This window comes from Actinomadura sp. B10D3 (assembly GCF_039871695.1).
Lineage (GTDB): Bacteria > Actinomycetota > Actinomycetes > Streptosporangiales > Streptosporangiaceae > Spirillospora > Spirillospora madurae.
The window spans coordinates 337,607-357,834 of sequence record NZ_JBDPLY010000001.1 but is presented as its reverse complement, the minus strand read 5'-3'; the positions used below and the strand labels follow the sequence as shown (position 1 = coordinate 357,834).

Sequence of the window (20,228 nt, the reverse complement as noted above, 5' to 3'; positions counted from 1 at the left end):
CGGCGGTCCCGGCCGGGACCGCCGCCCGCCCTCGTCACTGCCCCGGGCGCAGGTGCTTCTTCAGCCACTCGACGATCGTCGGGTACGTCTGCTCGTCGTTCAGCATCTGCGAGGCGTGCATCTCGCCCTCGATGGTCTTCACGGTCGTCTGCACGCCCGCGGCGCGCAGCGCGCTCGCCAGCCCGGTGCTCTGGGTGACGGGGACGAAGTCGCCGGTGGCGTGCATCAGCAGCATCGGCGCGTCGCCCGCGGAGACGTGGGTGACGGTGCTGGCGTCGTCCAGGCGCGTCCAGCAGTCCGGCGCGGCGGCCGCGCCCGGCAGGCACCGGACGAGGTCGGTGACGGCCACCCGCAGCTTGCGCTGGTTGGGCGTGGCCCCCGGCTTCTCGCCGTCCTGGAAGGCCAGGTACGGGTTGTTCGGCGGCGACAGCGCGATCACCCCGCGGACCTGCCGGGTGCCCGTCCCGAGCGTGCCGAGCTGCGTGGCGAGGTGCCCGCCCGCGGACGAGCCCATCACGGCCACACGGTTCGGGTCGACGTTCCAGACCCGGGCGTGCTTCTTGATGAACGCGAGGGCCGACAGCGCGTCGACGCGCTGCGCGGGCCAGTGGGCCTTCGGCGCCAGCCGGTAGTTCGCCGACAGGACGACGAAGCCCTCCTCGGTCAGCCGGCGCGCGAAGTACTTCCAGCCGCCGCCCTTGTCGCCTTCGAGCCAGTAGCCGCCGTGCAGGAGCAGCAACGCGGGTCGCGGCGTGGCGCGCGGCCCCGGGTCGCGCCAGTAGGCGTCGATCTTCTGGGCGGGCGCCCTGCCGTAGGCGTAGGTGCGGAACCTCGGCAGCTCCGGCGTCACCATGACCGCCTGCGCGGTGACGGTGGCGTCGGGCTCCCCGTCCGTGCCGGCCTGGCCGTTCCCCGGCTGCGCCGTGGACGACGCCAACGGGGAGCCGGTCCCGGGCGGCGCGGTCTCCTGCCCGGCGGACGGCTCCCCGGTCCCCGGCGCGGACGGCACGGACGCGCTGGGCGTCGGCGCCGGAGGGTCCGCGTGGGCTCCCACGGGAACCGCCACGGCGGAGACACACGTCGCGGCGAACGCCGCCCCACACACGAGTACTTTGCGCACCCCGGTCCCTTTCTTTACCGAACCTGGCGCGCTGAGTATAGATGTTTTGATCAAGTACGGCGGGGAACGCTCAGCTGATTTTCAGGCGAGCGCCCGGTCCAGATCCCTGAGCAGGTCGCTCGCGTCCTCGATGCCGACCGACAGTCGCACCAGGTCGGCGGGGACCTCCAGCGGCGACCCGGCCGCCGAGGCGTGCGTCATCCGCCCCGGGTGCTCGATCAGCGACTCGACGCCGCCGAGCGACTCGCCGAGCGTGAAGAGCTTCGTCCGCTCGCACACCCGGACGGCGGCCTCCTCCGACTCCATCCGGAACGAGACCATGCCCCCGAACCCCCGCATCTGCTTCGCGGCGACGTCGTGGCCCGGGTGGCCCGCCAGCCCCGGGTAGAGGACCTGCCGGACGGACGGGTGCCGCACCAGCATCTCCACGATCTTCTCGGCGTTCGCGCAGTGCCGGTCCATCCGGACGCCGAGCGTCTTGATCCCGCGCAGCGCGAGCCAGGCGTCGAACGGGCCCGCGACGGCGCCCATCGCGTTCTGGTGGAAGGCGAGGCGCTCCCCCAGCGCCGCGTCCGCGGCGATGAGCGCGCCGCCGACGACGTCGGAGTGGCCGCCGATGTACTTGGTGGTGGAGTGGACGACGACGTCCGCTCCGAGCTCCAGCGGGCGCTGGAGGTACGGCGAGGCGAAGGTGTTGTCGACGACGAGCAGCGCGCCCGCGTCGCGGGCGACGGAGGCCAGCACCGCGATGTCGGCGATGCCGAGCAGCGGGTTCGTCGGCGTCTCCACCCAGATGATCTTCGTTTCGGGGCGGACCGCGGCCCGCACGGCGTCGATGTCGGCGAGCGGCACCGGGTCGAACGCCACGCCCCACGGTTCGGCGACCTTGGCGAAGAGCCGGTAGGTGCCGCCGTAGGCGTCGTCCGGGACGATGACGTGATCGCCGGGCCGGCAGACCGCGCGCAGCAGCGCGTCCTCGGCGGCGAGCCCCGACGCGAACGCCAGACCGCGCGCGCCGGCCTCGATCTCGGCCAGGCATACTTCCAGCGCGGTACGTGTCGGGTTGGCCGACCGGGAGTACTCGTAGCCGCCGCGCAGGCCGCCGACGCCGTCCTGCTTGTAGGTGGAGACCTGGTAGATCGGCGGGACGACCGCACCGGTCGCCGGATCGGGCTCCTGCCCCGCGTGAATGGCCAGGGTCTCGAACCCCTGCTGAACCTCGTTGTCCATGGGTACGAGGCTATCCATCCGCCGCCCCTCCTCGAGGAGGAGAGGCTCCCCCGGAGGTATCACCCCCCATTTCGGCGCTGGGGGTGACCCCAACGCCCTGTCGGGTCTCTACCGTTTTACAGGTATCCCTACGACCTTGATCTAAGGAAGCCCCCATGTTCGCTCGGCTCGCGCGCTTCGTCGTGAGACATCCGTGGTGGACCATCGTGGCCTGGCTCGTGGCCGCGGTGCTCATCATCGCCTTCTCCCCCAAGCTCACCACCGAGTCCGACCAGGGCGACTTCCTGCCCTCGAAGTACGAGTCGGTCCAGGCCATGAAGATCGCCGAGAAGGCGTTCCCCCAGCAGGAGGACACCTCCTCGCTGATCGTCGTCAAGCGCTCCGACGGCAAGCCGCTGACGGCGCAGGACACCGCGAAGGTGAACGAGGCCGCCAAGTCCCTGAACGCCGACAAGCCGCAGACGGTCCTCGGCTTCGCGACGGGCGCGGAGGCGGTGGCGCCGAACAAGGCCGTCCAGGTGATCATGGTGCCGATGAAGGGCACCTCGATGGCCGACAGCGAGAAGCAGGGCGACGCGGTCAAGGAGATCCGCAAGGACCTGCCGGGGCTGCTGGGGAGCAGCGGCCTGGAGGCCAAGGTCGGCGGTGACGTGGCCAGCTTCGTCGACAACGAGGACTCGTTCAACCAGTCCTTCGAGATCGTCGGCATCGCCACCTTCGTGCTGATCATCGGCCTGATCCTGGTGATCTTCCGGGCGCCGCTGGCCGCGGTGCTGCCGATCATCGTGATCATGGTGACGATGCAGGTCTCGATGAGCCTGATCGGCGCCGCCTCGAAGCTCTTCAACTTCTCCGGCGACGACAGCCTCTCCACGATCATCCTCATCGTGCTCTTCGGCATCGGCGCCGACTACTACCTGTTCCTGATGTTCCGGTTCCGGGAGCGGTTGCGGGCCGGCGACGACAAGAAGACCGCGATGATCACCGCGGTGGAGCGGGTCGGCGAGGTCATCTCCTCGGCCGCCGCCGCCATCGCCGTCACCTTCCTGGTCCTGCTGCTCGCGACGTTCGGCGTGTTCAGCGCCTGGGGCCCGTCCCTTGCCATCGCCGTGGTGGTGATGGGCATCACCTCGCTGACGCTGTTCCCGGCGCTCGTGTCGCTGCTCGGCACCGCCGTCTTCTGGCCGTCCAAGGCGTGGAAGAAGCAACCGAAGGGGACGATGTCCGCGGCCATCGGCCGGGGCGTCGGCAAGCGCCCCGCGGTCGCGGCGGCGGCGTCCGGGCTGGTGCTGGTCGTGCTGGCGCTCGGCGCCCTCGGGTTCAAGGCGGACTACGACTTCGCCGCCGGCTTCCCGCAGGACACCGAGTCCGCGCAGGCCACCAAGGACATGGAGAAGGGCTTCCCGCCCGGCCTGACGACCCCGGTCCAGGTGTTCCTCAAGAGCGACGGCGGGCAGCCGATCAGTCAGCAGCAGCTGGCCTCCTTCTCCGAGGCGGCCAAGTCCGCGCCCGGCGTCGGCAAGGTGCAGCAGCCCGTCCCCGGCCAGGACAAGTCGGTGGCCCGGGTCGACCTGGTCCTGAAGACCAACCCGGCGTCCAACGAGGCGATCAGCCTGGTCAAGGACGAGCTGGCGCCCGCCGTGCACAAGGCGGCGCCGGAGGGCACCCGCGCCTACGTCGGCGGCTCGACGGCGATCTTCGCCGACATCAACGCCGTCAACAACCGCGACCTGTCGGTGATCCTGCCGGTGGCGGCGGTGCTGATCGCGATCATCCTGGCCCTGCTGCTGCGGTCGGTGGTCGCGCCGCTCTACCTGGTCGTGTCCGTCCTGCTGGGCTTCGCGGCGACGCTCGGCTCCGCGGTCTACGTCTTCCAGGGCGGCATGGGCGAGGCCGGCGTCACCTTCCAGCTGCCGATCATCCTCTACCTGTTCGTGCTGGCCATCGGGACCGACTACAACATCCTGATGACGGCGCGGCTGCGCGAGGAGGCCAAGGAGGGCAACGAGCCGCGGCAGGCGGCGGCCCTGGCCGTCCAGCACGGCGGCCCGACGGTCGCCGCGGCGGGACTCATCCTGGCCGGCACCTTCTCGGTGATGATGCTCGCGCCGGTGTCGATGCTGAAGCAGATGGGCTTCTCCGTCGCGATCGGCATCGCCCTGTCGGCCTTCGTGATGTCGACGTTCCTGGTGCCGGGGCTCACCGCGATGCTGGGCCACAAGGCCTGGTGGCCGGGGCACGGCGACGAGCCGGACGCGCCGCCGCGCCCCGCCGACACGCGGGAGGACTTCGCCCCGACCGGGTACCGCGCCTAGCCGCGGCGCCCCCGAGACGTCGGGTTGCGGGGACCGGCCCATAACGCCGCCCACCGGCCGGGCCCCGCAACCCGACACCCTAGAGAAGAGCGCCTGGAGATCACCGCGATCTCCAGGCGCTCTGCCGTGCCAGGGTCAGCCGGTGGCGTCGGACAGGAAGGCGAGCAGGTCCTGGCGGGTGATCAGGCCTTTGGGCTTGCCGTCCACGAGGACGACCGCGGCCCCGGACTTCTCCAGGACGCCCACGGCCTTGCTGACGGGCTCGCCGGAGCCGAGCGTCGGCAGCGGCGCCGCCATGTGCGCCTCCACGGGCTCGGTCATCTTGGCGCGGCCCTGGACCATGATGTCGAGCAGGTCGGTCTCCCCGACCGAGCCGACCACCTCGGCCGCCATGACCGGCGGCTCCTCCTTCATCACCGGCAGCTGCGACACCTCGTACTCGCGCATGATGGCGATCGCGGTCTGCACGGTCTCGTGCGGGTGGACGTGCACGAACTCCGGCAGCGTGCCGCCCTTGCGGGTGAGCACCTCGCCGACCCGGGCCTCCTCGGTGGACGGGGTGAGGAATCCGTAGTCCGCCATCCAGGCGTCATTGAAGATCTTGCCGAGGTAGCCGCGGCCGCCGTCCGGCAGCAGCACGACGATCACCGCGTCGGGGTCGGCCCGCTCGGCGACGCGCAGCGCGGCGACGACCGCCATCCCGCAGGAGCCGCCGACGAGCAGCGCCTCCTCGCGGGCGAGCCGCCGGGTCATCGTGAAGGAGTCCTTGTCGGACACCGCGATGACGTCGTCGCAGATGTCGCGGTCGTAGGTCTCCGGCCAGATGTCCTCGCCGACGCCCTCGGTGAGGTAGGGGCGGCCGCTGCCGCCGGAGTACACCGAGCCCTCCGGGTCGGCGCCGATGATCTGCACCCGCCCGCCGGAGACCTCCTTGAGGTACCGGCCGGTGCCGCTGATCGTGCCGCCCGTGCCGATCCCCGCGACGAAGTGGGTGATGCGCCCCTCGGTCTGCTCCCACAGCTCCGGGCCGGTCGTCTCGTAGTGCGACCGCGGGTTCTGCGGGTTGGTGTACTGGTTCGGCTTCCAGGCGTCCGGGATCTCGGTGACGAGCCGGTCGGACACCGAGTAGTAGGAGTCGGGGTGCTCGGGATTCACCGCCGTCGGGCAGACGACGACCTCGGCGCCGTAGGCGCGCAGCACGTCGATCTTGTCCTTGCCGACCTTGTCGGGGCAGACGAAGACGCAGCGGTAGCCGCGCTCCTGCGCCACGATGGCGAGCCCGACCCCGGTGTTGCCGGACGTCGGCTCGACGATCGTCCCGCCGGGCCGCAGCTCGCCGGACCGCTCGGCGGCGTCGATCATGCGGACCGCGATGCGGTCCTTCACCGAGCCGCCGGGATTGAAGTACTCCACCTTGGCCAGCACCTGCGGCCGGGGGCCGGCGGCCCCCCGCCACTGGGTGACCTTGCGCAGTCGAACGAGCGGGGTGTTGCCCATCAGTTCGACGAGTGAGTCGTGTACGTGCACCGCGACATCCTTGTCGTTCAGTGTGGATCTGACCGTTGCGTCCGTGTTCCGCCGCCGGTCACGCGTGGGAACGGGCGTGGGTCCGGAAGGTTTCCCGTTTCCGACGTTAGCCGAGAACGGCGCCCGCAGGTATCGCCGCCCCCAAGCGCGGGTAGGAACTAAATCACGGAGGGTCAGCGCAGCATGTTGAGAGCATTCACGGCACGCCGCATCGCGGCGGCCGCGGCTTATGGCGGCGGAGGAATCACGGCCCTGGGCGGCATCACGTTCGGCCTTCTGGTGATGGAGGCCCGGCTCGCCCGGAGGATCATCTCGGCGACGCCCAACGGCGACCCGCCCGTGGCGGACGGGCTGTACGGCGAGGAGCACGGCGGCTCCCCGCTGTCGCTGGTCATGCTGGGCGACTCGACCGCGGCCGGGCTCGGCGTCCACACCCCGGAGGAGACGCCGGCCGCGCTTCTGGCCAACGGCCTGGCGGCGATCGCGGGCCGGCCCGTCCGGGTGACGAACGTGGCCCGGTCCGGCTCCCGCTCGCACGCCCTGCGCGGCCAGGTCGACCGGGCGCTGCAGGCCCGCCCCGACGTCGCGGTCATCATGATCGGCGCCAACGACGTGACGGCGCGGGTGCCGCCCGCCGAGTCCGTCCGGCACCTCGGGTACGCGGTCGAGCGGCTGCGCGCCGCGGACGCGATGGTGGTGGCCGGCACCTGCCCCGACCTCGGGTCGGTCAAGTCGCTGATGCCGCCGCTGCGCTGGTTCGCCCGCCGCGCGAGCCGGCAGCTCGCCGCGGCGCAGACGGTCGCGGTCGTCGAGCACGGCGCCCGCTCGGTGTCGCTCGGCGACCTCCTCGGCCGCGAGTTCGCCGCCGACCCGCTCTCGATGTTCAGCGAGGACCGCTACCATCCGTCCGCCCGCGGGTACGCCGCCGCGGCGGCGGCCGTGCTGCCCTCGATGGCGTCGGTGCTCGGCCTGGAGCACGACCCGGCGGGCCACCTCGGCGAGGACGTCATCCCCATCTATCGCGCCGCCGTGGAGGCCGCCGAGCGGGCCGGCACCGAGGTGTCGGGCGCGTCGGTCGGCGGCCGCGACCGGGGTCCCCGCGGACGCTGGGCGCGCCTCCTGCGCCGCAGGTCCCCCGCCCGCGACGTGCCGCCCGCCCCGGCGGCACCCGACCCGGCCTGAGCGGCCGGGTACGCGGGACCGGGACCCGTCCGGTCACCTGTGACGAGCCCCGGTCGTCCGCCGCACCGGCCGGTCCCCCCGCCCACACTCGCGCGGACCGGCCGGTGGCGCCGGTACCAGCGTCCGGCGCCCGGCGTCCCGGGCACATGGGGCGGCCGTCATCCCGCCGCCGGGACAGCAGTAAGCGAGCACTTATGGCACGTGCCGTCCACCAGGGCGGCCGGGGGGCGGCGTGTACGACCCGGAGGACCAGCGGTTAGATTGCTCGTGAACCGGCGAGTAACGCCGTGACGGCCGCTGAGACAGGAGACCGCAATGCCCGAGGCAGTCATCGTCGCAACCGCGCGCTCGCCGATCGGCCGCGCCTTCAAGGGGTCGCTCAAGGACATCCGGCCCGACGACCTCACCGCCCAGATGGTCGGCGCCGCGATGGCGAAGGTCCCGCAGCTGGACCCGAGCCAGATCGACGACCTGCTGCTCGGCTGCGGGCTGCCCGGCGGCGAGCAGGGCTACAACATGGCGCGCGTCGTGTCGATCCTGCTCGGCTGGGACAACGTGCCCGGCGCCACCATCACCCGGTACTGCTCGTCCTCGCTCCAGACGACCCGGATGGCCCTGCACGCCATCCGCGCGGGCGAGGCGGACGTCATCGTCTCCGCGGGCGTCGAGACCGTCAGCCGGTTCGCCAAGGGCAGCAGCGACGGCCTCCCCGACACGCAGAACCCGGTGTTCGCCGACGCCGAGGCCCGCACCGCCAAGACGAGCGAGGGCGGCGTGCCCGTCTGGCACGACCCGCGCGAGGACGGCGCCCTGCCCGACATCTACATCGCCATGGGCCAGACGGCCGAGAACGTGGCCGGCCTGCGCGGCGTCTCCCGGCAGGCGCAGGACGAGTTCGGCGTCCGCTCGCAGAACCTCGCCGAGAAGGCCCTCGCCAACGGGTTCTGGGAGAAGGACATCACGCCGGTGACGCTGCCGGACGGCTCGGTCATCGCCAAGGACGACGGCCCCCGCCCGGGCACCACCTACGAGAAGGTCTCCCAGCTCCAGCCGGTCTTCCGGCCGGACGGGACGGTCACCGCGGGCAACTGCTGCCCGCTGAACGACGGCGCCGCCGCCGTGGTGATCATGAGCGACGCCAAGGCCGCCGAGCTCGGCATCACCCCGCTGGCCCGGATCGTCTCGACCGGGGTCACCGGCCTGTCCCCCGAGATCATGGGCCTCGGCCCGGTGGAGGCGTCCCGCAGGGCCCTCGCGAAGGCCGGGATGACCATCGACGACATCGACCTGGTCGAGATCAACGAGGCGTTCGCGGCGCAGGTGCTGCCGTCCGCCGAGGACCTCGGCATCGACATCGACAAGCTCAACGTCAACGGCGGCGCGATCGCGGTCGGCCACCCGTTCGGCATGACCGGCGCCCGCATCACCTCCACGCTGCTCAACGGGCTGAAGTTCCACGACAAGCAGTTCGGGCTGGAGACCATGTGCGTGGGCGGCGGCCAGGGCATGGCGATGGTGGTGGAACGCCTGTCCTGAATTCCGGCTCCGGGATGGCCCGTATGGCATGCCATGCGGGCCACCTGCGCGTTTCGGAGAGAACCCCCGTTACAGATGATCTACGTAACGTAATAGATAGGTCCCCGTTAGGGGGTTGTCACATCCGGGGTGGTGATGCAGAGTCGGCAGGAAGAGCCCCGCGACCTGGAGGTGCCAATTGTCACTGAACCACTCGCCGGAGACGCACAGCAAGTTGCTCGCCCGCATTCCGCAAGTCACAGGACGTGACATCCCCGAGTGGTTCACCACCATCGAGAACGGCCCGTCGTTCACCCGCTGCGAGGAACGCAGCACCTGGCTGGCCGACGAGCACAACCTCTCCCACGGCTACGCCGCGGCCCTCGTGCGCGAGCACGAGCGCACACGCCGGGCGCGCCACTACTGAACGCGCCCCCGTACCGAACTTCATACGCGTAACTTCATACGTGTCCATTCGTGGCGGGATCCCGCCAACGGACGCCCCCGCAGTCGTGCCGCCACGGCGCCACGACCCTGGCGCAGAGATCCCGCACAGATCAGCCCCACGCCGTCGGCGCGGGGCTGATCATTGCAGAGCGGAGCGCTAGTCGCGTCCGGTGAAGTAGCTGAGCAGCCGCAGGATCTCCAGGTAGATCCACACCAGGCTCAGCACCAGCCCGAACGCGCAGTACCAGGCGAACTTCTCCGGCGCCCCGGAACGGACGCCCTGCTCGATCGCGTCGAAGTCGAGCAGCAGGAAGAAGCAGCCGACGAGGATCGCGACGACGCTGAAGATGTAGGCGAGCGGGCTGCCGGGGTCGCGGATGCCGATCCCGTCCTCACCGCCGAAGGCGGTCACCAGCAGGTTGACGAGCATCAGCCCGATCAGCGCGACGCCGGCGGCGATGACGAACTTGGCGAACTTGGGCGTGACGCGGACGATGCGCAGCGCGTAGACGGCGAGGGTCGCGCCGAACGCCAGCGCCGTCCCGATCACGGCCTGGAAGACGATGCCGTTGTAGACGTCGTTGTAGGCATGGCTGACGATGCCGACGACGACGCCGTACACGGCGGCGAACGCCAGCACCATGGGGGCGTTGGCCTTGCGCCCGAACGTGATGAACGCCCAGATGCCGATCTCCGCGAGGAGCGCGACCACCAGTACGGGCATGGCGAGCTCGGTGGGCACCAGCATCCACGCCAGCGCCGCGGTGATCACCAGCAGCGCCAGGGTCGCGAACCCGCGGACGACGACGTCGTCCATGGTCATCGCGCGGACCTGCGGCGGCGCGGCGTAGCCGGGAGCGTAGGGTCCGGGTCCGTACTCCGCCGGGCCGTATCCGGGGGCGCCGTACCCCGTGGCCCGCTGGTCGAAGGCGTTCCCCCGGAACGCGGGGTTTCTGCTCTCCATCAGTCTCTCCAGTTCGGCCGATGTGACACCAAGCCAACCACACCCGACGCTCTTGGACGACGCTGACCACACCCCTCTTGGACGAAGCAGAACCCGTCCTCTTGGAGAGGCGCCAAGCCCGAGCACGAGCCTCGATCCGCACCCACGGGTCGGGCGGCCGGAGGGCGTCCAACGCCCGGAGGCCGCCCGACCCGACGGGCGGGGAGCCGTTTCACGAGACGCGCCAGCGGATCGGGAAACGGTTGCCCGCCCGTAACGGGGGTTCCAGGGGGTCGCCCCCCTGGGTAAACACAGTGCCCCTGGTCGGACTCGAACCGACACAATGGCTCTTTTAGGGAGCCCGCCTCTGCCATTGGGCTACAGGGGCGGCGTCATCATATCGAGTCAGCGGTCAGCACCGCGGGTCGCGAGGCCCGTGGAGCAGGGGCTCGCGCGGCCGGGTCCGGCCAGTGGAACGGTCCGGCCGGTCAAGAGGACCGGTCAGGTGTCGCGCTGGCGGCCCGCGGCCAGTTCGAACTCCTGGCGCGGCCATTCCAGTTCGCCCAGCGAGACGATCTCGCGCTGGAAGAACAGCGCGAGCGTCCAGTCCATGGTGATCCGGAACTTGCGGTTGACGGTCGGCATCCGCGACAGGTGGTAGGTGCGGTGCATGACCCAGGCGGGCAGCCCGCGGAGCTTCACCCCGTAGACGTTCGCGACGCCCTTGTGGAGGCCGAGGCTCGCCACGGAGCCGACGTAGGCGTGCCGGTAGGGCTTCCTGGGCTTGCCGCGCACGTCGGCCGCGATGTTGTCGCCGAGGCGCTTGGCCTGCCTGACCGCGTGCTGCGCGTTCGGCGCGGTGAAATCCCCCTTTCCGGTGAGGTCGGGGACGGCCGCGTTGTCGCCCGCGGCGTACACGTGCTCCAGCCCGTCCACGGTCAGCTCGGCGGTCGTCTTGATGCGCCCCTTGCCGTCGAGAGGGAGATCGCTCTCCCGGACCACGGGGTGCGGTTTCACGCCCGCCGTCCAGACGAGCGTGCCGGCGTCGAACTCCTCGCCGTCGCTCAGCACGATGTGCCGGTTCTCGGCGGACTTCAGGAGGGTCTCCAGCTTGACCTCGATGCCGCGGCGGCGCAGGGCGTCGGCGGTGTGCCGCCCCATCTCGGGCCCGACCTCGGGCAGGATCCGGTCGGTCGCCTCGACCATCATCCAGCGCATCTCACCGGCGTCGATGGTCGGGTACCACTTGCAGGCGTCCCGGGCCATGTCCTCCAGTTCGGCCATGGCCTCGACGCCCGCGAAGCCGGCGCCGACGAAGACGAACGTCAGCGCCCGCCTCCGGACGTCCTCGTCGCCGGGGTTGGAGGCGGCGATGTCGAGCTGGTGCAGGACGTGGTTGCGCAGGAAGATCGCCTCTTCGACGGTCTTGAAGCCGATGCCGCAGTCGGCCAGGCCGGGGATGGGCAGCGTCCGCGAGATGGAGCCGAGGGCGACGACGAGCATGTCGTAGTCGATGTCGCGCTCCGGCACCCCCGCGGTGCTCGCCCCGGCAGGCCGGATGGTGAGCCGCTTGGACGCGTGGTCGATCTGCGTCACGAAGCCGTTGACGACGCGGCAGTGCTTGAGGACCTTGCGCAGCGGCGCGACCACGTGCCGCGGTTCCAGGTTCCCCGCCGCGGCCTCGGGCAGGAACGGCTGATAGGTCATGTAGGACTGGGGGTCGATGACGGTGACGGCGACCTCGCCACGGCGCAGTTCACCGCGCAGCTTCTTCTGCAGCCTCAGGGCGGTGTACATGCCGACATACCCGCCGCCGACGATGACGATCTGTCTCGTGCGCTGAGAAGCCATGCCTGAGCGATACCCGCATCCGGGACAGGCTCACGTCTTTGCCCGCGCGGCGAACTTCTCACCCGATTCCCGCATCACACCGTACGTACCACCTGAAAGCAGACGGCGAGGCCAGGGCCGGACGGGGGCGCCAAGCGGCCGCGGGCGGCGGACCGGTGCAGGGGCCGGTCCGCCGCGCCACGGCCGCTTGGCCAAGGCCCTGCCTCGCCGTCGGGCACCCTCGGGGGAGGGGCCCGGCGCCGGCGGGGATGCTGATGGCGGGGTGTCCACCGATGTTGAACGCCCAGGTCAGGCTGACCGACATCGCGCTGCCAGGGCCCTCGTGCCCATGTGGAGGCCCCGGTGTCGTGGGCGTGAACAACACGTCGACACCGTCGAAGAACTCTTGCAGCCTCGCGTTGTTGGCTCGCCGGACGGTTTCGGCCTCGGCACGTCGACGGCATCCAGCTCCGAATATGCCTCCACCGCGCTCCGCCTCGCTCTTCGTAGGGACGCTAGCGGTGGTCGCGGGCGCGGGTGAAGACCGCGTCCAGCATGTCCTCGGTGACACGGCCGGTGAAGGTGTTCTGCTGGCTCGGGTGGTAGCAGCCCAGCAGCAGCACCGGATCGCGGCGGGTCACCGAAGGCGGCGGCGCCAGCTCCACCTCGGCGCCGTGGCCGAACTTCGGGCGCGGGCGCGGCAGCCCGTAGCCGGCCTGCCGCAGCGCCGGCCACACGCCCTGCCAGGCGAACCCGCCCAGGCAGACGATGCAGCGCACGCTCGGCGCGACCTCCTCGACCTCGCGGGCCAGCCACGGCAGGCACGTCGTCCGCTCCAGCGGCGTCGGCTTGTTGTCCGGCGGGGCGCAGCGGACGGTCGCGGCCATCCGGGCGCCGATCAACCGCTGCCCGTCGCCGGCCCGCACGCTGGTCGGCAGCGCGGCCAGCCCCACCCGGTGCAGGGACGCGAACAGCCAGTCCCCCGACCGGTCGCCGGTGAAGATCCGCCCGGTGCGGTTGCCGCCGTGCGCGGCCGGCGCCAGCCCGACGATGAGGATCCGCGGCTCGGCCTCGCCCCATCCGGCGATCGGGCGCCCCCAGTACTCCTCGTCCGCGAACGCCCGGCGCCGCTCGACGGCCACCTTCTCCCGCCACGCGACGAGCCGGTCGCAGGCGCGGCACACCGACTGGCGGGCGCACAGCTCGGCCAGGTCCGGCGCCTTGGCGGCCAGGTCGAGGACCTCGCGGGCGTCGTGCGCGACGGGCGTGCCGGGGGCGGCGGGGTCCTCCGGCCACCCCGACCCGGGCGGCACGAAGGGGGCGTTGGCGGACGGCATACCACCGATCGTCCCACGCCACAGGCGGTGGCCGGGTTCCGCCCATGACCGGTGGAAAAGGGCATCGGTCGGTACGATGCGTTCGCCGGTCGGGGAGGCGGGGTGTCCGGCACGCCGTCGTGCGAAGCGGGAGGCAGGCAGTGTCGCAACCGGGCTGGTACCCAGACCCCTACGGCACGGGGAGCCTGCGCTGGTGGGACGGGGAGAACTGGACCGAGCGCCTGAACCCGGAGCCGGACCAGCCGCCGCGGATCCCGCTCCGGCGCGAGGAGCCCGCCGCCGAGCGCCACTACGCCGCCCCTCACCCGCCGACCTGGGACAACACCGCCCCCGCCGTCCCCGCGCTGGACGTGACCGTGCACGGCCTGCACCTGCACGCCGATGACCAGGGCGTGTCCTACGGGACGGCGTCGCTGCCGTGGGCGCGGGTCGAGTGGGTGGCGTACTGGGCGGCGGAGCGCCCGGCCGGATACGGCCACGCCGCCGGCATCCAGTGGATCTTCCAGGTCGGCCGGTTCCCCTTCCGCGGCGGCCCCCGGGTGGAGGTCGTGATCGAGCAGGACGGCCCGCCGGGCTCCGAGGGCGAGCCCGAGCGGGTCTGGGGGCGGCTGATCCAGCTGTGCCAGGAGTACGCCGAGCGGCGGCTCGCGGCCGAGCTGGCCGGGCGGGTCCGGGCGGGCGAGTCCGTCGACGTGGCGCAGGGCCTGACCGTCCATCCCGGCGGGGTGCGCGGCAACCGGGTCTCGCTGAGCTGGTCGTCCATCTCCGGCGCGACGGTCGACCGGGGCCGGGTCTGGATCCAGCAGGCCGGCGGCACCACACCGGTCCTCTACGTCCCGCAGCAGAACCCGAACGCGGTGCTGATCCCCGCCCTGCTGGCCCGGCTCAAGTACTGATCAGACCAGCGACCAGGCGATGCCGTCCAGGATGTCGTGCTCGCTGACGACGACGGCGCCGAACCCGTACTCCCGCATGATCCGGTCCAGGATCAGCGCGCCCGCGCCGATCACGTCGACCCGGCCGGGGTGCATGACGCCGAACTCGGCGCGCTCGGCCCGGGTGGCGTGCAGCAGGCCCCGCGTCACCTCGTGCACCTGGGCCGCGGTGATGCGCGACAGGTGGATGCGGGACGCGTCGTACTCCGGCAGGCCGAGCGCGATGCCGGCCACCGTGGTGACGGACCCGGCGAGGCCGACGAGCGTGCGCGCCTCGTCCACCGGCACCGTCTCCCGGACGACGGCGAGGGCCGCGTCGATGTCGGCCGCGGCGCCGGAGATCTGCTGCGGCGAGGGCGGGTCGTCCTTGAGGTGCCGCTCGGTCATCCGCACGCAGCCGATGTCGATCGAGCGGGCCGCGTCCGCCGACGAGCTGCCGAGCACGAACTCGGTGGACCCGCCGCCGATGTCGACCACCAGGTAGGGGCGGGCCGGGCGGAGCGCGGCCAGCTCCCGGGTGGCGCCGGTGAACGACAGCCCGGCCTCCTCGTCCCCGCTGATCACCTCGGGGACGACGCCGAAGATGTCCACGACGCCGCGGACGAAGTCGGCCCGGTTCGCGGCGTCGCGGGTCGCGCTGGTCGCCACCACCCGCGTCTTGATCGGCCCGTGCCCGGCGCCGGCGCCGTGCCGGTCGATCAGTGCGGCGTACCCGCGCATCGCGGTGAACGTGCGCTCCAGCGCGGCGGGCGACAGCCGCCCGGTCTCGTCGACGCCCTCACCCAGCCGGACGATCTCCATCCGCCGCTCGACGTCGGTGAGGGTGCCGCCGGTACCGCCGTCGCCGCCCGGGACGATGTCGGCGATCAGCAGGCGGACCGAGTTCGTCCCGCAGTCGATGGCCGCGACGCGCGTCACCGCGACTCCCCCTCGTCCGCGTCCCCCTCGTCCGCGTCCCCCTCGTCCGCGTCCCCCTCGTCCGCGCCGGGCGAGACGCAGGGCCCGGAGCGCCACCATTCCGGGAGCGCGTCCAGCGCCTCGCGGCCGAGCGGGTTCACGCCGGGGACGGCCAATTCGTGGGCGACGAGGGCGTGCAGGCACTTGACGCGCTCGGGCATGCCGCCGGCGCTCTGCGTGCCCGCGGGCAGCGGCTCGATCCCGTCCTCGCGCGCGGCCCGGTCGCGGCGCCGCAGGTAGTCCTCATGGGCCGCGGCGTACTCGGCGGCGAGCTTCGGATCGGCGGCGAGCCTGGCCTGCATCTCGCGCATGACGCCGCCGCCCTCCAGCGTCCCGATGGCCGAGGCGGCCTTCGGGCAGGTCAGGTAGAACAGCGTCGGGAAGGGCGTCCCGTCGGGGAGGCGCGGCGCCGTCTCGATGACGGCGGGCCGCCCGCACGGGCAGCGGCTCGCCACCTCGCGGACGCCGCGCGGCTCCCGCCCGAGCTGGGCCGCGACGGCGGCCGTGTCACCTGCTTCGATCATCTGTCCCCACCCGCGGATCGGTCGATCCGTCTCTCGTGCACCATCGCGCCGGCACGGTCACGCCCCCGGCCCCTCCCGCCGGACGCGCCCGCCGCCCGGCCCGGTGGACCGGACGTGTCAGCGCGGTCTGTCGGCGGCCTCGACCGACCGCCACAGCGTCTCGTACCAGGGCGGCGGGGCCGCCGGCCCGCCCTTGCGGGACTGCTGCCCGCCGTCCCCGCTGCCGTCCAGCACGATGTAGCACTTTACGTCAGGACGACAGTAATGGAGCCTTCGCGTCGCCTCACGCTCAATGTACGACTTATCGCCCAGCTGCTGCTTCCGCTGGGCGAGCTCGTCCACCTGCCGGCGGGCCACGGCCTCCTGGCGGCGGAGGTCCGCGATCTCCTTGCGCTGGGCGATGTACTCCCGGACGGGGTAGGCGAGGCTCAGCGCGATCGCGCACACCACCACCGCCAGGATCGCGGCGCGGCTGGTCAGCGCCGGGTTCCCCCGGCGCGGACCGGGCCCGTGCTCGCCGAGACCGTCCTCGTCCGCCTCGTGTGCGGCGGTGCCGCCGTCGTCACGCCCGCCCCGCGGGCCCCCTCGCTCCTCGCCCTGCGCCATCGTGTCCCCTGCCTGTGGCCCGGCCGGTCGGATCGCGACGCCCGGCGGGCGGTCGCCCCACCCGCCGGGTCATGCCCTGTAGTTCTACACGCCGTCGGTTCTCCGCGCCGTCGGTTCCGCGCGCCGTCAGCCCTGCGGGTCGAAGCGCGGGAACGCGGCGGCGCCCGCGTAGCGCGCGGCGTCGTCCAGCAGTTCCTCGATGCGCAGCAGCTGGTTGTACTTGGCGACCCGGTCGCTGCGGGCCGGCGCGCCGGTCTTGATCTGGCCGCAGTTGGTCGCGACGGCCAGGTCGGCGATCGTGGTGTCCTCGGTCTCGCCGGAGCGGTGGCTCATCATGCAGCGGTACCCGCTGGTCTGCGCGAGCGACACGGCGTCGAGGGTCTCGCTGAGCGTGCCGATCTGGTTGACCTTGACCAGCAGCGCGTTCGCGGCGCCGGACTTGATGCCGCGGCCGAGCCGCTCGGGGTTGGTGACGAACAGGTCGTCGCCGACGAGCTGGACGCGGTCGCCGACGGCGGCGGTGAGGCCCTCCCAGCCGGCCCAGTCCTCCTCGTCCAGCGGGTCCTCGATGGAGACCAGCGGGTAGCCGCCGAGCAGCTCGGCGTAGTAGGCGGCCATGTCGTCGGCGGACCGCTTGGTGCCCTCGAACGCGTACTGGCCGTCGGCGTGGAACTCGGTGGCGGCGACGTCCAGGGCGAGCGCGATGTCGCGGCCGGGGGTGAAGCCGGCCTTGCGGATCGCCTCCATGATGAGGTCGAGCGCATCCCGGTTGCTCGGCAGCTCGGGGGCGAAGCCGCCCTCGTCGCCGAGGCCGGTGTTCAGCCCGCGCGACTTCAGCACCGACTTGAGGGCGTGGTAGGTCTCGGCGCCCCAGCGCAGCGCCTCGGCGAAGGTGGCGGCGCCGATAGGCGCGACCATGAACTCCTGGACGTCGACGTTGGTGTCGGCGTGCGCGCCGCCGTTCAGGATGTTCATCATCGGGACGGGCAGCAGGTGCGCGTTCGGCCCGCCCACGTAGCGGAAGAGCGGGAGGCCGGCGGAGTCGGCGGCGGCCTTGGCGACGGCGAGGCTGACGCCGAGGATCGCGTTGGCGCCGAGCGCCGACTTGGCGGGGGTGCCGTCCAGGTCGGCCAGGAGCTGGTCGATCAGCCGCTGGTCGGACGCCGGGTACCCGACGAGCTTCTCGTCGATGGTCTCGTTGACGGCCTTGACCGCGTTCCGCACGCCCTTGCCGCCGTAGCGCTCGCCGCCGTCGCGCAGCTCGACGGCCTCGAACTGCCCGGTGGACGCCCCGCTCGGCACGGCGGCGCGGGCCTCGGTCCCATCGGCGAGCAGGACCTCGACCTCGACGGTCGGATTGCCGCGGGAGTCAAGGATCTCCCGGGCGAGTACGGCCTCGATCGACGACACGGGGAACCCCCTGATGGTGCGGATGGTCTGGTGCGGTCCCCGAGCCTATCCGCGCGGCGCCCGCCCCGCCCAACCGCCTCGCCGTTCCCCCCGCGACCGGCCGACAAACCGGACGTCCATCGCAGAACCGACCATCTTTTACCCGCCCGCCAGGGTGCTGTTTGCCCTGTTCAGGCAAGAATTTCGAGGTACTGGCAGAAAACGTCCCCGGGAGGTCGTCATAGGGTTCCGGCTCCGCCGGCCCTCCGCGGGCCCGAGCCATTGGCTCTGGCGGGCCGTGCTGCGTCACCCGGAGATCCGGATCCGGGTGACCGTGACGGCCGCACTGGTGGCGCTGGTGCTGTCGACGGCGCTGTGGGTCGTCCTGCTGACCCTGGTCCGGGACAACGCGGTCATCGACGCCACCCGGGACGCGTCCCGGGAGGCGCGGCGGACCAGGACCGAGGTCGTCAACGGGACGCTGACCAACCCGATCCCGAGGCCCGCGGGCACGCTCGTGCAGGTCCAGGACGAGGCGGGCCGGGTGGTCGCGGCCACCCCGCCGATGCAGGACCGCCCCCCGGTGCGCGTCGGACGGCCGCCGCCCGATGACGACCGGCGGGTCGTCCACAGCTGCGGCATCGACGCGCCCAAAGGGTCGTGCTACGTGGTCGTCGAGCTCAGGGAGGAAGAGGGACAGCGGGACGGTGCGCTGTTCGTGCTGTCGCTGGAACCGCAGCCGGGGCTCATCCCCCGGCCGCTGACGGCCGCGCTCCTGGCGCTCGGCATCCCGTTCATCACCGGCTTCGTCGGCTACGGCACCTGGCTGTCGGTGAGCCGCGCCCTCCGCCCGGTCGACGGCATCCGCCGGAAGCTGGACGAGATCACCGCCACCGACCTGGAGCGCCGCGTCCCGGTGCCGCCCCGCCGCGACGAGGTGGGGCTGCTCGCCGAGAGCGTGAACGCGACCCTCGACCGGCTGGAGGGCGCGGTCGCGCGGCAGCGGGGGTTCGTCTCGGACGTCTCGCACGAGCTGCGCAGCCCGCTCACCGCGCTGCGGATGGAACTGGAGCTGGCGCTCGCGGCCCCCGAGGACACCGACGTCCAGAAGACGCTGCGGACGATCCTCGTCAACACCGAGCGTCTGTCGGCGGTGGTGGACGACCTGCTGGCGCTCGCCCGTCTGGACGCCGACCGGAGCTTCTCCCGGGAAGCGGTGGACCTGACCGAGATCACCGACCAGGAGGTGCTGCGGCGGCCCCGCCGCACCCAGATCACCGTGCTGTCGGAGGGGCCGGTCACGGTGCACGGCGGGCGCAACGAGCTGGCGCGGCTGGTGACCAACCTGCTCGACAACGCCGACCGGCACGCGGCGTCGGAGGTGACGGTGATCCTCCGCACGGAGAACCCCGACACCGCGGTCGTGGAGGTCATCGACGACGGGACGGGCATCGCGCCGGAGGACCGCGAGCGCGTGTTCGAGCGGTTCGCGCGGCTGGCCGAGGGCCGGCACCGGGACGCCGGCGGCACCGGCCTCGGCCTGGCGATCTCCCGCGACATCGCGGAGGCGCACCGCGGGTCGCTGATCCTCACCGACCGGATCGACGGCGTCGCCGGCGCCCGCTTCGTGCTGCGCCTGCCCCGCAACTGACACGGCCGCGGACCGCGCCGCCGCGGGACCGTCAGTGCAGGTCGGCCGCCGTCACCGACACCTCGGCCTGCTCCGCGGGCAGGACGCCCATGGCGCGGGCGAGCTTGCGGAAGGGAGCGGCCTCGTCCGGGCGGCTCCGGCGCTCCAGGGTGCGGGCCAGCGCCTCGTGCGCCCAGCCGTTGCAGGGGTCCAGCTCGACGAGGCGGCGCAGCGTCTCCTCGGCGGGACGGAGCTGGGCGCTGTGGAAGTAGGCGCGGCCGAGCAGCTCGACCGCCGCGCGGTTGCCCGGGTGCTCCGCGACGATCGGCGCCAGCAGGCGCGCCGCGCCGGCGTAGTCCTTGGCCTCGAAGAACAGCGTCGCGCGCTCGAACTCCTCGAACGTCGTCACGGCGCCTCCCTCCTTAGTTGCTTGACACAACCAACTAACCGGGGGAGGTCGGCGCTTGTTCCCCGCCGTGGCCGGACGGCCCCATCAGGTCTCGCCGAGCGAAGCGCGCAGCCGTTCGCGTTCGGCCTCCAGCAGCTCGATCTGGGCCTGCAGTTCCTCGCGCTGGGCGAGGTACTGGCCGGAGTCCACGAAGTCGGCGGGCTCGCCGGGCGGCGCGGGAAGGTCGGCGCGCAGCCGGGCGAGCGACTCCTCGAGGTCGCGGAGACGGGCGCGCCGGTCGTCCTCAGGCTGGGTCTCGTTCATGTGCTCCTCCATGCCCGCACGGACGCCGT

The 20,228-nt window shown here is 72.3% G+C and carries 18 protein-coding genes and 1 tRNA gene; 6 read left to right on the top strand and 13 right to left on the bottom strand.

Going from position 1 to position 20,228, the window contains the following annotated elements; translation table 11 throughout:
- Nucleotides 1-34: 34 nt before the first annotated feature.
- On the bottom strand, nt 35-1,054 hold the full coding sequence (locus tag ABGB11_RS01480; protein ID WP_347627923.1) for an alpha/beta hydrolase: 1,020 nt from the start codon (nt 1,052-1,054) through the stop codon (nt 35-37).
- 147 nt (nt 1,055-1,201) lie between these two features.
- Nucleotides 1,202-2,350: a cystathionine gamma-synthase gene (locus ABGB11_RS01475; RefSeq protein ID WP_347627921.1), complete on the bottom strand. Its 1,149-nt coding sequence runs from the start codon at nt 2,348-2,350 to the stop codon at nt 1,202-1,204.
- 155 nt (nt 2,351-2,505) lie between these two features.
- Between ABGB11_RS01475 and ABGB11_RS01470 the strand changes: the two genes are divergently transcribed.
- Nucleotides 2,506-4,665 (top strand): MMPL family transporter, encoded by a 2,160-nt coding sequence (locus tag ABGB11_RS01470; RefSeq protein WP_347627919.1) that lies wholly within the window; start codon nt 2,506-2,508, stop codon nt 4,663-4,665.
- Between the two features lie 135 nt (nt 4,666-4,800).
- On the opposite strand, the gene ABGB11_RS01465 is transcribed toward ABGB11_RS01470, so the two are convergent.
- Entirely contained in the window at nt 4,801-6,192 is a 1,392-nt protein-coding gene (locus ABGB11_RS01465) for a cystathionine beta-synthase (protein WP_347627917.1), read from the bottom strand.
- 183 nt (nt 6,193-6,375) lie between these two features.
- Between ABGB11_RS01465 and ABGB11_RS01460 the strand changes: the two genes are divergently transcribed.
- The 3 genes from ABGB11_RS01460 to ABGB11_RS01450 all read left to right on the top strand — a co-directional run bounded on the left by ABGB11_RS01460 (nt 6,376) and on the right by ABGB11_RS01450 (nt 9,316).
- The gene (locus ABGB11_RS01460; RefSeq protein WP_347627915.1) at nt 6,376-7,374 is read left to right on the top strand and encodes an SGNH/GDSL hydrolase family protein; all 999 of its coding nucleotides are present in this window, start codon (nt 6,376-6,378) and stop codon (nt 7,372-7,374) included.
- Nucleotides 7,375-7,689: 315 nt separating this feature from the next.
- Nucleotides 7,690-8,910, top strand: coding sequence for an acetyl-CoA C-acetyltransferase (locus ABGB11_RS01455; protein WP_347627913.1), 1,221 nt, complete (start codon nt 7,690-7,692; stop codon nt 8,908-8,910).
- Between the two features lie 178 nt (nt 8,911-9,088).
- Complete coding sequence (locus ABGB11_RS01450) at nt 9,089-9,316, top strand: DUF4287 domain-containing protein (RefSeq protein ID WP_347627911.1); 228 nt, start codon at nt 9,089-9,091, stop codon at nt 9,314-9,316.
- A gap of 177 nt (nt 9,317-9,493) precedes the next feature.
- Here ABGB11_RS01450 and ABGB11_RS01445 read toward each other — a convergent pair whose 3' ends face one another.
- From ABGB11_RS01445 to ABGB11_RS01430, 4 genes are all read right to left on the bottom strand, one after another.
- The gene (locus ABGB11_RS01445; RefSeq protein ID WP_347627909.1) at nt 9,494-10,300 is read right to left on the bottom strand and encodes a Bax inhibitor-1/YccA family protein; all 807 of its coding nucleotides are present in this window, start codon (nt 10,298-10,300) and stop codon (nt 9,494-9,496) included.
- Between the two features lie 294 nt (nt 10,301-10,594).
- A tRNA-Leu gene (locus tag ABGB11_RS01440) sits at nt 10,595-10,667 on the bottom strand.
- A gap of 113 nt (nt 10,668-10,780) precedes the next feature.
- Nucleotides 10,781-12,130, bottom strand: coding sequence for an NAD(P)/FAD-dependent oxidoreductase (locus ABGB11_RS01435; protein WP_347627907.1), 1,350 nt, complete (start codon nt 12,128-12,130; stop codon nt 10,781-10,783).
- A 494-nt stretch (nt 12,131-12,624) separates the two neighbouring features.
- Nucleotides 12,625-13,446 carry a uracil-DNA glycosylase gene (locus tag ABGB11_RS01430; protein ID WP_347627905.1) on the bottom strand — a complete coding sequence of 274 codons (822 nt, stop codon included), beginning with the start codon at nt 13,444-13,446 and terminating at the stop codon, nt 12,625-12,627.
- Between the two features lie 140 nt (nt 13,447-13,586).
- Here ABGB11_RS01430 and ABGB11_RS01425 point away from each other — a divergent pair, with 140 nt between their 5' ends.
- Nucleotides 13,587-14,342 (top strand): DUF2510 domain-containing protein, encoded by a 756-nt coding sequence (locus tag ABGB11_RS01425; RefSeq protein WP_347627903.1) that lies wholly within the window; start codon nt 13,587-13,589, stop codon nt 14,340-14,342.
- Here ABGB11_RS01425 and ABGB11_RS01420 read toward each other — a convergent pair whose 3' ends face one another.
- The 4 genes from ABGB11_RS01420 to eno form a co-directional block, all read right to left on the bottom strand.
- Entirely contained in the window at nt 14,343-15,299 is a 957-nt protein-coding gene (locus ABGB11_RS01420; RefSeq protein WP_347627901.1) for a Ppx/GppA phosphatase family protein, read from the bottom strand.
- Complete coding sequence (locus tag ABGB11_RS01415) at nt 15,296-15,862, bottom strand: DUF501 domain-containing protein (RefSeq protein WP_347627899.1); 567 nt, start codon at nt 15,860-15,862, stop codon at nt 15,296-15,298. Before ABGB11_RS01415 ends, ABGB11_RS01420 begins: the two co-directional genes overlap by 4 nt.
- Nucleotides 15,863-15,979: 117 nt before the next feature.
- The gene (locus ABGB11_RS01410) at nt 15,980-16,468 is read right to left on the bottom strand and encodes a septum formation initiator family protein (RefSeq protein WP_347627897.1); all 489 of its coding nucleotides are present in this window, start codon (nt 16,466-16,468) and stop codon (nt 15,980-15,982) included.
- A gap of 126 nt (nt 16,469-16,594) precedes the next feature.
- The gene (gene eno, locus ABGB11_RS01405) at nt 16,595-17,878 is read right to left on the bottom strand and encodes a phosphopyruvate hydratase (protein ID WP_347627895.1); all 1,284 of its coding nucleotides are present in this window, start codon (nt 17,876-17,878) and stop codon (nt 16,595-16,597) included.
- 277 nt (nt 17,879-18,155) lie between these two features.
- Between eno and ABGB11_RS01400 the strand changes: the two genes are divergently transcribed.
- A complete protein-coding gene (locus ABGB11_RS01400) occupies nt 18,156-19,508 on the top strand; it encodes a HAMP domain-containing sensor histidine kinase (RefSeq protein ID WP_347627893.1) in 1,353 nt (450 codons plus the stop codon).
- 31 nt (nt 19,509-19,539) lie between these two features.
- On the opposite strand, the gene ABGB11_RS01395 is transcribed toward ABGB11_RS01400, so the two are convergent.
- Together ABGB11_RS01395 and ABGB11_RS01390 are read right to left on the bottom strand one after the other, a co-directional pair.
- Complete coding sequence (locus ABGB11_RS01395; protein ID WP_347627891.1) at nt 19,540-19,896, bottom strand: tetratricopeptide repeat protein; 357 nt, start codon at nt 19,894-19,896, stop codon at nt 19,540-19,542.
- Between the two features lie 84 nt (nt 19,897-19,980).
- Nucleotides 19,981-20,199, bottom strand: coding sequence for a hypothetical protein (locus ABGB11_RS01390; RefSeq protein ID WP_347627889.1), 219 nt, complete (start codon nt 20,197-20,199; stop codon nt 19,981-19,983).
- Between the last annotated feature and the right edge of the window lie 29 nt (nt 20,200-20,228).